Source organism: Chitinophagaceae bacterium, from assembly GCA_016713085.1.
GTDB lineage: Bacteria > Bacteroidota > Bacteroidia > Chitinophagales > Chitinophagaceae > Lacibacter.
Window position 1 is genome coordinate 259,988 of record JADJPV010000001.1, and the last position, 16,368, is coordinate 276,355.

The window sequence follows — 16,368 nt, forward strand, 5'->3', positions numbered from 1 at the left end:
GGCATACCTGCTGCAAACCTTATAAGTGTTTCTGTATCCGTCAGACGGGAATGTTACTGCTTCACTTCCACCACTCCTGCTCCATGGTAAGAATGATATTCTCCATTATACATTGCATCGGCACTTACCGGACCCATACGGTATAAACCGGGTGATACCGCCCTTACTGCATAATAGTAACTCTGCTTATTAGTTCCGAGATCAACAAACAAATGAATGCGATCGTCACGAACATCCAGCGCAGTGGGGCTTGAACCATCTTTGATCCAGTCCATTCCAGGAATTTCTTTGGTGCGTGGATTTTCAATTTCAAATCCTGCAGGCAGGATATCAGTGATGACAATATTCTCCACTGCTGTTGCAAAACTTTTTTCAATCGTCACTTTTACAATCACCAAATCATTTTGCTGAAAACTGTTGCCACTGATTGGCTGACCTGTACGGCTGTAGAACTGGCGGCGCACTTTAATATAGCTGTCTTCTTCTTTGTATGCACCTGTTGCACTTACACCTTCAGCCACCCAGTAATAATATAACCGTCCGCTTCCTTTTGTCGCTATTTCAACATTGTTTCCGCCCAGCTCCTTCGCTGTAAGTTTAAGATCAGTCCCGTTTAATTTCCCAACTGTTTTGCCGTTCACTTTTACATCGGCAGTAACATTGCTCTTTGCTGCAGAACGTGCCAGTTTACCCAACGCAAGAAAACCGAATGACCGTTCCTGTGTACTCAACCACTGACGCTGTTTTAAATATGCAGAAACATGTTTGGCCATCACCGGAACCTGTGCATTGCCCGGATCAACATCAATCAATACGTTCAGGGCAATCGCTTCATCTCTTACATCACTGTAAAAACTTCCTCCTGTTTGTGCCACACTTACTTCACCGCTGAATGTTGAAGGCAGCATGGAAGCAAAGGATTTTTTATCACCGCTCAATGCATAGGCTGCTGCCAGCAGGTAACGGCTGTCGAGTGCAAGCATATTTTGATTGGCTTTGTAATAATTCATGACACTTACCTGCGAACGGTTAGCCAGTGCAAGTACATACAAACTGTAAGTCACTTCTTTTGGTGCGATCTTTTTATTGAATGTGCGGTTATAATAATAATCAATGGTTTCTTTTGTTTTTAAACGGTTGATCAAATAACCCAGCATGGTTTCAACCAGACTGTTGTCAACATCATAACCTGCTTTGCGTGCTTCAATTAAGAAATGCGCTGCATACACAGTCGTCCACCAGCTCGCTGTTCCTTCACCATCCCATAATGTAACAGAACCGTTATACAACTGGCGCATTTTAATTTTGCGGATAGCTTCGTTTATATTATAAACAGATGTTGAAGTAGATGATTTATTTTTCTTCATCGCATCAGCCAGATCACTGAAATACATTTGAGGAAATGCAGCTGATACCGTTTGCTCTGTACATCCATAAGGATACTGCACTAAATAATTCAGCTGTTCACCCAATTCTAATGCCGGTGATTTACTTACTACAAGTTGATAATCTGTACTGCCCTGCATAAAACGGTTAACAGGAATAGAAATAGTTTGTGCTGATCCACCTGCTATACTTCCACTGCCGCTTTCTTTTTGCAGTGTTGATGGAGGACGCACAGTGATCTGTGTTTCATCAAAGAATTTTTCACCCATTGTATTTACTTCCACACGGATGGTTCCTGAATCAATGCGTTGCTGTGCCACTACTTTAAACACTGCCCTGTTCTCTGCATTGGCTGATAAGTTTGTCTGCTGATCTGCGTCGCCAACAACCGTTAAAGGACCGCTTACTTTTAAATGCACTTTTGCAAGTGCGGCATTCTTGGTTGTATTACTGAGTGTAACGGGCACCAGCACGGTATCACCCGGACTTAAAAATCTTGGCAATCCTGTACTGATTACAATGGGATCGGCAACAGTCATATTATTTTCTGCTGCACCAAACCTGTCGTCCTTATACGATACAGCCATTAATCTTATTTCACCACTGAATTGCGGCACATCAAATTCAAAATTTACTTCCCCATTTCCATTTGCCTGCTTTACACCACTCCAGTAACTCACAATCTTAATCCGTTTGTTGGGTATTGGATTGTTACGTTTATCCATTTCACCACCATCACCACCGGTGCTGCTGAGTCTTGCACGCAGTTCAGGAAATAATAACGGATACAGATCGAATGCATCTACACCCAATGCTTTACGTTGATAGAAGTACCCGTAAGGATCAGGTGTTTTCATATTGCTTACCTGCAGCACTCCATTATCAACAGCAGCCAGCGTTACATAACTGTTGGGTGCAGCTTTAATCTTTACTTTCTGATGTGTACGGCTTCTTGTTGATTTGGCAGATGTGATCTGCACATCAATCTTCCTGTTCTTTGCATCAACTTTCACTGACTGGAAACCATGAGCAACCGTTAATGGAATATCACTTACTGTATGCGGCTTGATGAGTGTTGCTGTTACATATACATTCGGCAGATGCAAATCACTCAATGGAAGATCCATTGATGCAGAACGTTTGTCAACATTGATATACTGGTAAGAAATTACTTTATCTGTTTCTAATGTCACCAGCATTCTTCCGCTGAAAGGAGTTTTGAATAAGATTTTTGCAGACTCGCCGGTGAAATACTCTTTCTTATCGAGTTCAATATCGATCTGTCCTTCGGTGTTTACTTCAAATGAACTGTTATCACCTCCCCATGAACCATAGCTGTAAAAGCTGCGGCTCACATAGGTTGAAGCACCAGGGGTATAGATGCGGATTTCATAGTTGCCCGGTTTGCGTGGAACAAAATTATATTTAAACCCTTCTCCGCTTACTGTTACCATATCATTGCGCATAACAATATCTTCCTGCTGTGAATCATAACGGAAATAAGAACCGCTTTTGCTCAGTACTGTTCTGTATTCATGTTTAATCACCTGCACGTTTGCCTGTGCAGTTACAACCTTTTCTTCTTTGTTGAGTGCTATTACAGGAAATTGAATGGTTTGATTAAGCGGATAATAATAGTATCCATCATAACCTAACCCGTAAAAAACATTTTGTGTAAACACATCCGCTGTTGTGAGTTTGCTTACAGGTCTTCCTGTTTCATCAAATACAGTTGTATAAATATGCGCAGTGAGCAAACCCATATTTTTATAGATATCAGGAACGCCCACTCCTTCTGTTGCATTACCATCAGCATCTGTTTTCCCTTCCCGAAGTACTTTATCAAAAAAGGTTTGCTGATTGGCTAAACCAAATGCGAACTTATCATATTTAGCAGGAGAGAAATACGTTTGTTTGAATTGGATTTCACATTCATAATTCCTGTTGGCAGCGGGCGGACCGAAAAAATTTACTGCATTAATTTTCAGTGAAGTTGAATCACCGCTTACTAAAGAAGGTTTACCCAATTGTGCAGTTACTTTAATTCTGTCGGGCACAAATTCTTCCACGCTGAATGTTTTTGTACTCAGCAGCACATCATTGCCTGAATACAATTCCAGCTGATAACTTCCGGTAATGGCACTTTGCGGCAAATCAACTGACACTTCTGCTGAGCCCTGTTCGTTCAGCATCTTCCTGAAACTTTTCAACTCTTTACCATTGGGCATCACGAACTTGAACTTCACCGGAATTTCACCGGGACTTCTCCATTCGCCGTTCCTTAATAAAACATTGGCATTTATTTTTTCACCCGGTCTGTAAATATCACGCTCCGCATAAATAAATGCATCCATGCCGCTTGCATTATATGATTTACCTCCCACTTCAAAGCGGCTTGTGTTTACTCTTGTTGAGTGGAAAGGCAGGTAATTAAAATCATCAGCACTTTTTGCAATCACCATGGCAGGCTTAAATCCGCTGAATTCTTTTCTTGCATATTCCACTTCAGCAACACCTTCACCGTTGGTTGTACCAATTCCCAGCACCTGGTTGTTGGCACCATACACAGTTACATTCACACCATTTAATGATTCAGCTGTTTTAATGGAGTTGGCAAACACAAACATTTTATCTTTTCCTTCTTTTGCAATCAATCCAATATCGCTTGATGAAACAAAGCGGCTGTCTTTGATCCAGTAATCTTCTGTTGAACGGATGACCAGGTGATAAATTCCTTTGAAATCGTTTACCTTATCATCGATATTGAAATTGAACAACCTGCTTCCACCAAGCTTTGGTAAAGAACGGGTATCAATTTCTTTTTCATAAATCACATCACCCAATGTTGCATCAGCACCTTCTTCATTATAATAACCATCATATTCACTTCCGCTGCTTTCCTGCGGGTAATATCCATAACGGTGTGCAGCCAGCAAATTACTTTCATAAATTTTTGATACAACAATTTTCACCTTCGGCATATTGGTGATCTTCACTTCAATATTCTTTAATTCATTGGAAGAAAGATAAACCGCTTTACTGTTGGCAAAACTAATAGCCGTTTCCAGTTCGCCAAACGCAATATTACTGCTGTAATTTTCTTTCAGCGTTCCGCCGAGTTTTCCACGAAGACCTTTTGATAAAAGCAGATCGTAGGATTTCTGTACATCAAATGCATCACCTGTAATCAGGAAACCATCATCCACAACTTCTGCTGCATATTTTGTTATGGGGTTGACCTTTATAAAAGAAGCTAAACTTTCTTCCACCACCTGTTGTGAAGTAAATACTTTAATTGTAGCAGATAATCCATCATGTCTTGACTCTACATTAGAGATGGTTAAATTATAAGGAGAAGGAATCGTAAATTTTTCTTCGATTGGTTCTTTGGTTCCGTTTTTCCACCATCGGGTATCAGTCCTTTTGCAAGTGTAACAACAGTAGTATAATCTTTATCCTCCGTCTTTACCTGCAGCAGCCTGATAGAAACTTTTTTATCGTTGTTGATCGTTTGAACAGTAAAATCTTTTTTCTCACCATCAACCTTTACTTCCAGCTTTTCTTTTAATACCGCCGGGCTTACTGTATAATTAAAATACAGATCAACCTGCGGAACGGCTTTGTTTTTTGCATCGTCCTGCGATACCCAGGTGATATTTGAATTTTCAAGTTGCAGATCAGGAGTATGAAATTCCAGCTGATCATCAACCGTTACTTTACTGTACTTACTGAAAGCAAGTACTTCACTGCTTATGGAAGCGGTGTAAGAAGTTGCAGCCGTTAATGGCGCAGAAGGTGAAAAGATCAACTCATCTCCATGTTCCCAGCGAAACTTCCCGCTAATCTTTGGTTCAAACTCAATATAGGGAATAGAATCCCATCGGTTGAGTAAGGAGTCGGGCATTAATTGTTTAGAGAATCGGAAAACGAGATTTCCCAGTGGCGGCACTTCGCCTTTCGCATTGGTTTCACTGAGTTTTACGGCGTTTTTGTTACAGGAGATCAATAGGCTGACTGCTGCTGTAAAGATCAGCAGTTGTAGATGGCTACGCATAAACTTGAAAGGTTAAAAGAGATTTGAAGGAAGTGAGAATTTGAATATGAATTTAATGCATAGTGAACCATATAAACAAGAGGTATTTATTAAATATTTTATAAATCAGGTATGCCATACCTCAAACTGGTTGTTACACTTTAGTTTTACGGACACAGGTATGGCATACCTACGATACATTTGAAAAGGCTTGAGGTAGCAAGTTGAGGTATGCCATACCTCAAACAGATTATTACTCTTTGGGAACACTTGCAAAAGGTGTGGCATACTTATGGGAGCATTCCCTACAACGCCTAACTTTATAAAAAAAAGCGATGGAATTTCAAGCTAACCAAATTTATCACATCTATAATAGAGGAAATAACAAACAACCGATTTTTTTCAAACCTGAAAACTATCTCTACTTCCTTGAAAAAGTAAGAAAATTCATTCTGCCGTATTGTGAGATTCTGAGTTATTGCCTCATGCCAAACCACTTTCACTTTCAGATATATTCTGATGATCGAACAACTCAGACCAAACGTATTGGCTCTACCGAAAGAAATGTTTTATCAGAAGGAATCAGGAACCTTCTTCAAACCTATACAAAAGCAATTAATATCCAGAATACTACTACTGGCTCTTTATTTCAACAGAATACCAAAGCAAAGTGCTTAAGCGATGGAAGCCTGTATTATTCCGACACCTGTTTTCATTATATCCATCAAAACCCTTTGAAAGCAGGACTGGTCAACAAAATGGAAGATTGGATATTCTCTTCATTCAAAGATTTCTGTGGTTTTAGAACCGGAACGCTCTGCAATAAAGATTTAGCATTTCAATTACTTGGTATAGATAAGGAAACCTTTTATGCAAATTCGTACACGGTAATTGCTGACGATAAAATTCAAATGATATTTTAAACTCCTGATAGGTATGCCATACCTTGGAGGTATGGCATACCTGATCTTACATCCCGAATGAAAGAAAAAAAACTTACATACTCCAGGCTTAAACTCTTGAAATCAACAGGAATTACTGTTGCAGCCTGCTTTCTGCTTTTGTTTATTCTGCACCTGCTCTTCCCTTTGCCTGATAAGATTGAATACTCCACCTTAATTACCGACAATAAAGGAGAAGTGATTCATGCCTTTTTAACCAAAGATGAAAAGTGGAGGATGAAAACCGAACTGGAAGAAATTTCTCCCCTGCTGCGAAAAACCATTGTACAGAAAGAAGACAAATATTTTTACTATCACTTCGGTATTAACCCTCTTGCTGTAACCAGGGCATTCTTTATGAACCTGTTTAAACTGAAACGCACATCCGGGGCCAGCACCATAACCATGCAGGTGGCAAGAGCATTGGAACCCAAGCGGAGAAGTCTTACCAACAAATTCATTGAAATGTTCAGGGCTTTGCAGCTGGAATTGAAATACAGTAAGGCTGAAATCCTGCAACTCTATCTCAATCTTGTTCCTTATGGTGGTAATATAGAAGGAGTGAAATCTGCTTCCATTCTCTACTTCGGCAAAAATCCCAATCACCTTTCACTGGCTGAGATTACTGCACTCTCGATCATTCCTAACCGGCCCTCCACTTTAGTAATGGGAAAGAATAATGATGAGATTGTTCGTCAGCGGAACAAATGGCTGAAACGTTTTGCAAAAGAAAAGATCTTCACTGCAAAAGAAATTGAAGATGCTTTGGCAGAACCATTAACGGCAAGGCGGCTGGTTGTACCCAAACAGATGCCGCATCTTTCTTACAAACTCAAGCAAAGCGGCGATGTGAATATTCAAACAACGATTGAGTTCAATACCCAGCAGAAGATGGAAAAACTGGTTGAGGATTATGTGCGTACACAACGGCTCAGTAATATCCGCAATGCCAGTGTGATCATCATCGACAATGAAACCCACCGTGTGATTACCTATGTAGGAAGTGGTGATTTTAAAGACACAACCGATGGCGGGCAGGTAAACGGTGCAGCAGCTGTTCGTCAGCCGGTAAGTACATTGAAACCTAGGCATTAGGGTTTATGCTTCGCTGAAGGTTTGCTCACTCCAAAAAAGATGAGTAATGATGTACCGGTAAATTATGCCGGTTATGCACCTGAGAATTATGATAAAAATTTCAACGGACCTGTTACGGTTGAATATGCACTGGAGCATTCCCTCAACATTCCGGCAGTGAAAGCATTGAATATGCTGGGAAAGGAAAAGCTGATTGACGCACTCAGCAGGATTGGCTTTAAACAGATACAGGCAAAACAAAAAAGCCTGGGTTTGAGTTTGATCCTTGGTGGCTGCGGCACAACACTTGAACAATTAACAGGTATGTACAGTTCTTTTGCGAATGATGGTGTTTATTATCAACCTTCCTATATAGTACAGGATTCATCAACACAACGAAAAAGAATTCTTTCTGCTGATGCGGCTTATATGATCACCGATATTCTCAGCCGAATTAACCGACCTGACTTTCCCATATCCTGGGATGCAACGGCCCGCCTTCCCCGCATTGCATGGAAAACAGGAACTTCTTATGGCAGGCGTGATGCATGGAGCATTGGTTACAATAAAAAATATACAGTTGCTGTGTGGGTTGGAAATTTTTCAGGAGTTGGATCAGCACATTTAAGTGGAGCCGAAACAGCAACACCACTACTCTTCCGCATTTTTAATACACTGGATTATGATGCCGACAGGGCATGGTTCACTCCTCCAAAAGATTTAGAACAACGGATGGTTTGCAGTGAAACAGGTTTGCCACCTGCTTCGCATTGCAGCAATCTTGTGCTTGATTATTTTATTACCGGAATTTCTTCCACACAAACCTGTAATAATTTATCTGAAATATCAGTAAGTGCCGACGAAAAAATAAGTTTTTGCAAAAGTTGTGAACCTGCTGCCGGTTTCAAACGAAAATCGTACAAACTCATAGCACCCGAACTGCAAAACTGGATGCAGGTAAGTAATATTTCTTTTGAAATGATTCCTCCGCATAATCCAAACTGTGAAAAGATTTTTAAAGAAGGAGCTCCATCTATCACTTCACCGGTTAACGGCACAGAATATCTCATCAGCAAAAAAATCCTGAGCCTTTGCAATTAGTGTGTGAAACAGGGAACGATGTAAGCAGGGTGTTCTGGTATATCAACAACCAATTTTATAAAGCAACCGATGCAGGAAGTAAACAGTTCTTTATACCTGCCGAAGGTGTGGTGAAAATTTCCTGTACCGATGATAAAGGAAGAAACAGGGATATTAAAATAACGGTGAAATATGCCGACCTGTAATACCATCTTGATTTACTAAGTAGTCCAAGGGACTACGTTGAAATCTTAGATGGTATTATGCCGCAGAAAAGCATTTTGGACTATCTTTTAATTAAAAGCGGTATAAAAAGCGAAACAGGAAGCCGAAGCTTCCTGTTCATTAACCAAAATCATCATGAAAAAGCGAACGTTTCCAAAAAGGTAGAAAAATAATTTTACAAGGGGTTGTTGTTCTCTCGTTTTAAAAGGATACCAGCTTCTTTCTTTTGGAATAGATGGATTTAAAAACGGGTCACCGCCGCAAAGGTAGAACAATGTGTTCTGCTTTTTTGTTCAAAATCGCCCCTTTTCTAACCCCAAAAGCTGACTTCTGTATTTGCAAACGTTTGACTTATTTTACTGTTCCTTGATCAGGTTTCCCGAACCAGCCATTTTTGACTTGATATCAGTTGGATTACCATAGTAGTGAATATCTCCTCCACCTGCTACCCGTACATCCAGTTTCAAGCTGGCATAGATCCATACATTTCCCGAGCCAGCGATATTTATTTCAGCATTTTCGGCTTTCAGATCTCTCATTTCCACATCACCGCTTCCTGATACATGAATTTCAACATCACGGGTAATTCCGCCCGACTGAACTTTTCCGCTGCCTGCAATACGTACTTCAACTTTTGGGGCATCAACTTCAGCCATTTTGATATCACCGCTTCCGGAAATACTCAATTTAATTCTCCCGGTTGAAGTGATCTTGGTTTCAGCAAGCATATTACCGCTTCCGGAAAGACTGTTATCTTCAAACATCGGTGCTTTCACATATACACGCATATCCTGCGACGGACGGATATTTACTCCACTTTTTGTTCTGATTTTCAATACGCCGTTTTCAACACGTGTAGTAATATATTTCATCAGGTTTTCATCTGCTTCAATCCTGATTTCATTTTCAGTACCCTGCGAAAAATAAACATCAAAGGAACCGGCAGCACTTACACTTTTAAAATTTCCTTCGTTACGGTTGCCCGTTATAATATTTCCGTTTCCCTTTACGCTTCTATTCCAACGGCAGGATGTTACAATAAATGACAGTGTGAATAACAGGAGGGCTCCAGAAAATAATTGTTTGCTCATCTGATAAGTTTTTACAGTTTAATAAAAAAAGAATGCCTGGCCATCAGTCTCAGACTGGTGTTTTATGTCGGAGGTTACGAAAACCAAGCATAGGATAATAAAAAAGTGGTTAAAGTTGGAGCAGGGCAAAAATAGCAGAAAAACAAGTTGCCTTAACGAATAAATTCAACTGTTTTAAAAAGAATATAAACTAACACCCGGAAGATTCTTTCTGCGTATAACCGGTGAACAACTCTCCTTTTCCAATGCCTGCTTTTTGCTACCTTCGCCGCACCATGACAGATAAGATTCTCATTCTCGATTTCGGTTCTCAATACACCCAGTTAATAGCCCGTGCAGTACGTGAATGCAACGTGTACTGCGAGATTATTCCCTTTCACAAACCTGTTGTAAAAGATGAGCACCTGAAGGGTATTATCCTTTCCGGCAGTCCCTTTTCAGTAAATGAAGCCAATGCACCAATGGTTGATGTGGAATTGCTCACCAAACTGTTGCCTGTACTGGGCATTTGCTATGGCGCACAGTTAACCGCCAAACAATTTGGCGGCCGTGTAGAAAAAAGTGAGAAAAGGGAATATGGCCGGGCAGTTTTAAGCCGGAAAACTGAAGACATATTATTAAGAGGTGTGAGTGAAACCTCACAGGTATGGATGAGTCATGCCGATACCATCCTGGAACTGCCGCAGGGCTTTGAAATTACTGCTGTAACTGAATCTATTCCTGTGGCAGCATTTCGTGCAAACGGAAACTTAAGCCACCCTTTATACGGATTACAATTCCACCCTGAAGTATATCATTCAATTGAAGGAAAGAAAATTCTCAAAAACTTTTTAACCGATGTATGCGGCTGCAAAGGCGACTGGACCCCGGCTTCTTTTGTAAATGAAACAGTAGCTGCATTAAAAAAACAGATCGGTAACAGAAAAGTAATCATGGGTTTGAGTGGTGGTGTTGATTCAACCGTTGCCGCTACCCTGATTCACAGAGCTATCGGCAAAAACCTTTTTGGAATTTTTGTTGATAACGGCGTGTTACGTAAAGATGAATTTCAGCAGGTGCTCGACACCTATAATAAAATAGGATTGAATGTAACGGGTATTGATGCCCGTGAGCATTTTTATACTAAGCTTGCCGGCAAATCTGTTCCCGAAGAAAAAAGAAAGATCATCGGTGGAACTTTTATTGAAGTGTTTGACAGAGAAGCTCATAAAATTGAAGGTGTAGATATGCTGGGACAGGGAACCATTTACCCCGATGTAATTGAAAGTGTTTCAGTACATGGCCCGTCAATGACCATCAAATCGCATCATAATGTTGGTGGCTTACCTGACACTATGAAACTGGAACTGGTTGAACCTCTCCGTTATTTATTCAAAGATGAAGTGAGAAAAGTTGGTGCCGAATTAGAAATACCTGCCGAAATGCTGAACCGTCATCCATTCCCGGGACCGGGCTTAGCCATTCGTATTTTACGTGAAGTAACAGAAGAAAAAGTGGACCTGTTACAAAGAGCTGATGCGATTTTCATCAATGGATTAAAAGAACATGGGCTTTATGATAAAGTGTGGCAGGCAGGAGCAATTCTGTTACCGGTACAGAGTGTAGGTGTTATGGGCGATGAACGCACTTATGAATTCACTCTTGCTTTAAGGGCTGTTACTTCTGTAGATGGGATGACTGCAGACTGGGCTCATTTACCATATGAATTTCTGGCATACATTTCGAATGAAATCATCAACAAAGTCAGGGGTATCAATCGTGTGGTATATGATATCAGCAGCAAACCACCTGCAACCATCGAATGGGAATAACCATCTGATAAGAGAATCATGAAATATCCATAAAAATTATCGAGCTAATTTATACAACAGCGATGATAATTTTTGTGGATACACTATGTGGCCAAAGAGCCAATAAAATGAACACATGAAAAAACTACTATTTGCCTTTGTCCTTTCATTGAGTGTATTGCTCTCGTTTGCACAAACACCCGATACTGTTAAGGTTTACAGAATTGGCATATTCGCCAGTTTATACCTGGATTCTTCGTTTACAGGAAGCAGTTACAAGTTTACCAACCAGATGCCCAAGCACATTTTACCGGGTCTGGATTTTGTACAGGGTGCTTTAATGGCTGTTGATTCACTGCATACAGATAAGAAAGTGGAAGTAACGGTTTATGATCTGCGTTCAGCAGAACAAAGCCTGTTTAACCTCACTTCACAGAACAAATTTGATTCATTAGATCTGATCATTGCCGCTGTATCCGGAAACGAATACAGGCAAATGGCAGATATTGCTTTGCAGAAAAACATTCCCTTTGTTTCAGCAACCTATCCCAATGATGGTGGTGTAACCAATAATCCATTTACAATTATTGTCAACTCAACTCTGCCTGTGCATTGTGAAGCGATCTATAATTTTGTAATGAGGAACAATCCTACTGCCAACATTTTGTATGTAAGAAAAAAAGGAATACAGGAAGACAGGCTGGCCGGATATTTCAATGGATTTAATAAGAGTACAAATGGTGGTCAACTGTTGAAATGGAAGAATGTTTTACTCACAGATTCTTTTACAGTTGCTGACCTGCGTACAAGTCTTGACAGTGAAAAAGTAAACTTGATTATTTGCGGCTCACTGGATGAAAGTTTTGGCTTACGCCTGGCAACAACTGCAAATGGTTTACGGAAAACCTATCCCTTTCAAATTGCAGGCATGCCCACATGGGAAGGAATTAAAGATTTAAGCAAACCGGAATTTAATGAAGTGATCATTTACCACAGTTCTACTTTTTTCAATACAGGTACTGTTAAATGGGGTTATTTCACGAAAACATTTACAGAGTCCACCAACGGGCGCCCCTCTGATCTTGCTTATAAAGGGTATGAACTCAGCTGGCATTTTATTAATCTGTTGCTGAAGTATGATGACAACCTGATGCAGAACCTGAACGACAGGTCTTTCCGCATTTTTACGGAATATGATTTCAAACCCATCCGCAACAGTACAAGCGGCAAGCCTGATTATTTTGAGAACAAACGCATTTACATTCTCAAACGAAGCAGCGGGCTAATTTCACGGATGAACTGATATCTTTCAAACCATTTCACAATATCATTGTTTTACTCTTGTGACACACAAGAAGCAATATCTCCCCCAAAAAATTTGTGCCGCCTGTAACAGGCCATTCAGCTGGCGCAGAAATGGGGAAAAGTTTGGGAAGAAGTAAAATATTGCAGCGATCGTTGCCGCAGTTCCAAAAACAAAAAAAGAATAGCTTAATTTCAGGCAGGCAGTTTTAAACGCAACTCATTTCAGTGAATCTCCATTCTACAAAAGGTTACCGAGTAATAAAACACTGGCTTGAAGCAAAAGGCCTGTCTCCTTTTTTATTCCAGGAAGAATCATGGCAACATATCATTCACCATGAAAGTGGTTTGGTAAATGCACCAACAGGTTGCGGTAAAACATTTTCTGTTTTCCTTGGAGCACTGATTCAGTTCATTAATGAAAATTCTGATTCTTATCAATCAAAAAAAACAAGCGGGTTACAGTTGTTATGGATCACTCCGTTAAGAGCGTTGGCAAAAGATATTGGCCGGGCCATGGAAGAAGTAATTACTGAATTGAACATGAACTGGAAAGTCGGGATTCGAAATGGAGACACAACAACCGGTGAACGGGCAAAACAGAAAAGACAAATGCCGGAAGTATTGATCATTACTCCGGAGAGTCTGCATTTACTGCTGGCACAAAAAGGATATGCCGAATTATTTCAGCATATAAAAATCATTGCAGTTGATGAATGGCATGAACTGCTGGGAAGCAAACGTGGTGTACAGGTGGAGCTGGCCGTTTCGAGAATAGTGGGTAGTCGTATGTCTTTGCTCAACAAGAAACTATCCATTTGGGGTATCTCTGCAACCATTGGGAATTTAGAAGAAGCGAAAGAAGTTTTAATAGCCCCTTTAAACTATTCAAAGAAAAAAACAGATGGGTTGAATGGCGAGGTTGGTGGGTTGATGGCCTCACCCTTTGGGGGTTCAGGTTCGGAAGGAACGAAGTTCGGGGAGGGGGCCGGAGTAATTGTAAAAGCCAACATGAAAAAGCAGATTGAAATAGAATCTGTACTGCCCGATGAAATGGAAAAATATCCCTGGGCAGGTCATCTTGGTTTAAAGCTCATTGAAAAAGTGATTCCCATTATAGAACAAAGCAGAACCACGCTCATCTTTATCAATACAAGAGGTATGAGTGAGCGATGGTACCAGGAACTGCTGAATCATGCACCGCAGCTGGCTGGAGCAATTGCATTACATCATGGAAGCATTGAACAAGAATTGCGTTTTTGGGTAGAGGAAGCATTGCATTCAGCCAAACTCAAAGCTGTGGTTTGTACTGCATCATTGGATCTTGGTGTTGATTTTCGTCCCGTCGAGACCGTTATACAGGTTGGTTCGCCAAAAGGTGTTGCACGGTTTTTACAACGTGCAGGAAGAAGTGGCCACAGTCACAATGAAATAAGTAAAATTTATTTTCTCCCAACCCATTCATTGGAATTGGTGGAAGCAGCTGCACTGAAAAGTGCAATTGATGAAGAACTCATCGAAAGTAAAGAACCCATGCTGCTTTGCTTTGATGTACTGATTCAGTATTTGAATACATTGGCCATTTCTGATGGATTTAAACCAGCTGATTTGTTCAATGAAATCAAAACAACTTACTGCTACCGTGATTTACTGCAGGAAGAATGGGAAGAAGTTTTACAGTTTTTGGTTGAAGGTGGCAAAGCATTGCATCAATACGATGATTACCGGAAAATTGAAATCATTGATGGTGTTTACAGGATCACCAACAGAAGACTTGCCATGCGCCATCGTATGAACATTGGCACTATTGTAAGTGATGTAATGCTGAAAGTAAAAATGGTGAGTGGTGGTTTCATTGGAGTAATTGAAGAATATTTTATCAGTCGGCTTGAACCCGGAGATTCATTTACACTGGCAGGAAGGAATTTAGAACTGGTTCAGATTAAAGACATGACAGCATTTGTACGTAAATCAACTTCTAAAAAAACAATTGTTCCCAGCTGGAACGGAGGAAGAATGAGCCTTACTGCAAATCTTGGAAAGAAGTTAAGGGAAACATTTAATGAAGTTGTGGAGGCAGGCCAATCAAAAAGGCCAGACTACAGTCCTGAACTTCAGCATCTCTCCTCTTTGTTTGAATTACAGCAACAGCTTTCACATATCCCAAAAGATGATGAACTGCTGATAGAACAGCATGAAAGTAAAGATGGATATCATTTACTGGTTTATCCGTTTGAGGGACGGCTTGTACATGAAGCAATGAGTGCAATTCTAGCATACCGAATCGGCAAAATTGCTCCGCTTACATTTTCCATTGCCATGAATGATTATGGTTTTGAATTGCTGTCTGATCAACCCATTCCGGTTGATGATACCAATGTGGCGGATTTATTTACATCAGATAATTTAACAGCCGATATTCAGCGAAGTGTAAACTCAACTGAAATGGCAAGGAGAAAATTCAGGGATATTGCTGTCATCGGTGGCCTGATCGTTCAATCTGCACCGGGAGAAAAAACAAAAGCAAGACACTTACAGGCATCAGCCAGTTTATTATTTAATGTGTTCAGTGAATATGATTCAAAAAATGTACTGCTGCGCCAGGCATACCGGGAAGTATTTGATCAGCAGATGGAAGAAGTGCGTTTACGCAGTGCCTTTGCCAGGATTCAGCAAAGTCAGATTATCCTGACGTTTCCTGAACGCTTTACTCCACTCAGCTTCCCCATTATTGCCGATGGATTAAACAGAAATAATCTTTCAAGTGAAAAACTGGAAGATCGTATTTTACGCATGCAGGCGCAGCTGAATAAAGTTGCAGGTTTCTAATGCGTTTTTGTTCATTCGGCTAGCTCTATATCTCTTCAGCATAAAATATTTACCTGCCCGTTGTAAGATCAGTTTTCCATTCCATTTTTCTATCTATATTTATAAAAATAAAGCTCATGTTGAAAAAAATATTTTATGTACTGCTTGCTGCGCTGGTGATCATACAGTTTATACGCCCAAAACAAAACGTATCAGCCGGGCCATATCCAAACGATATCGCAACAAAATTTGCTACAAGTGATGATGTTGTTTCCGTATTGAAAACAGCCTGTTATGACTGCCACAGTAACAACACAGTTTATCCCTGGTATTCAAATGTTCAGCCGGTTACATGGTGGTTACAGGATCATGTAAATGAAGGGAAAAAAGAACTGAACTTTTCTGAGTTTGCAACTTATGCAGCAAAAAGACAACGCAAGAAATTTGAAGAAATAAAGGAACAGGTTGAAGAAGGTGAAATGCCATTGAAGAGCTATACAATCATTCATAAAAATGCAATACTTTCTGCTGAGCAGAAAACAGCCATTTATAAATGGTGTGAAGAAAGCCTGGCACAACTACCACCTAAAGAGCCAAGTGCACAATCGGATAAAGACAAAGCAGAAAGCAAAAAATAA

General features: G+C 40.3%; 8 protein-coding genes and 2 pseudogenes. 7 read left to right on the top strand and 3 right to left on the bottom strand.

The features are described 5' to 3' along the window. Positions 1-53: 53 nt before the first annotated feature. Both IPK31_01225 and IPK31_01230 read right to left on the bottom strand, forming a co-directional pair. Positions 54-4,655: an alpha-2-macroglobulin family protein gene (locus IPK31_01225; protein ID MBK8086701.1), complete on the bottom strand. Its 4,602-nt coding sequence runs from the start codon at positions 4,653-4,655 to the stop codon at positions 54-56. A 71-nt stretch (positions 4,656-4,726) separates the two neighbouring features. Beyond that, positions 4,727-5,440, bottom strand: a complete 714-nt coding sequence (locus IPK31_01230) for a hypothetical protein (protein ID MBK8086702.1) — start codon at positions 5,438-5,440, stop codon at positions 4,727-4,729. 314 nt (positions 5,441-5,754) lie between these two features. Here IPK31_01230 and IPK31_01235 point away from each other — a divergent pair, with 314 nt between their 5' ends. After that, positions 5,755-6,342: a transposase gene (locus IPK31_01235; GenBank protein ID MBK8086703.1), complete on the top strand. Its 588-nt coding sequence runs from the start codon at positions 5,755-5,757 to the stop codon at positions 6,340-6,342. A gap of 57 nt (positions 6,343-6,399) precedes the next feature. Further along, positions 6,400-8,720: pseudogene (gene pbpC, locus IPK31_01240) on the top strand (penicillin-binding protein 1C). A 375-nt stretch (positions 8,721-9,095) separates the two neighbouring features. Here the strand turns inward: pbpC and IPK31_01245 are convergent. Further along, the gene (locus tag IPK31_01245) at positions 9,096-9,830 is read right to left on the bottom strand and encodes a DUF2807 domain-containing protein (GenBank protein MBK8086704.1); all 735 of its coding nucleotides are present in this window, start codon (positions 9,828-9,830) and stop codon (positions 9,096-9,098) included. Between the two features lie 275 nt (positions 9,831-10,105). On the opposite strand from IPK31_01245, the gene guaA reads away from it, so the two are divergent. From guaA to IPK31_01270, 5 genes and pseudogenes are all read left to right on the top strand, one after another. After that, on the top strand, positions 10,106-11,641 hold the full coding sequence (guaA, locus tag IPK31_01250) for a glutamine-hydrolyzing GMP synthase (protein MBK8086705.1): 1,536 nt from the start codon (positions 10,106-10,108) through the stop codon (positions 11,639-11,641). Between the two features lie 115 nt (positions 11,642-11,756). After that, entirely contained in the window at positions 11,757-12,923 is a 1,167-nt protein-coding gene (locus IPK31_01255) for a hypothetical protein (protein ID MBK8086706.1), read from the top strand. A gap of 40 nt (positions 12,924-12,963) precedes the next feature. Next, positions 12,964-13,115, top strand: a pseudogene (locus tag IPK31_01260) (DUF2256 domain-containing protein). 35 nt (positions 13,116-13,150) lie between these two features. After that, a complete protein-coding gene (locus tag IPK31_01265) occupies positions 13,151-15,751 on the top strand; it encodes a ligase-associated DNA damage response DEXH box helicase (GenBank protein ID MBK8086707.1) in 2,601 nt (866 codons plus the stop codon). A 116-nt stretch (positions 15,752-15,867) separates the two neighbouring features. Beyond that, on the top strand, positions 15,868-16,368 hold the full coding sequence (locus IPK31_01270) for a heme-binding domain-containing protein (GenBank protein MBK8086708.1): 501 nt from the start codon (positions 15,868-15,870) through the stop codon (positions 16,366-16,368).

What these genes read in the sequence shown, in the direction of transcription:
- guaA (MBK8086705.1), top strand. Translation starts at nt 10,106, where the DNA reads ATGACAGATAAGATTCTCATTCTCGATTTCGGTTCTCAATACACCCAG.
- IPK31_01255 (MBK8086706.1), top strand. Translation starts at nt 11,757, where the DNA reads ATGAAAAAACTACTATTTGCCTTTGTCCTTTCATTGAGTGTATTGCTC.
- IPK31_01270 (MBK8086708.1), top strand. Translation starts at nt 15,868, where the DNA reads ATGTTGAAAAAAATATTTTATGTACTGCTTGCTGCGCTGGTGATCATA.
- IPK31_01230 (MBK8086702.1), bottom strand. Translation starts at nt 5,440, where the DNA reads ATGCGTAGCCATCTACAACTGCTGATCTTTACAGCAGCAGTCAGCCTA.
- IPK31_01245 (MBK8086704.1), bottom strand. Translation starts at nt 9,830, where the DNA reads ATGAGCAAACAATTATTTTCTGGAGCCCTCCTGTTATTCACACTGTCA.
- IPK31_01235 (MBK8086703.1), top strand. Translation starts at nt 5,755, where the DNA reads ATGGAATTTCAAGCTAACCAAATTTATCACATCTATAATAGAGGAAAT.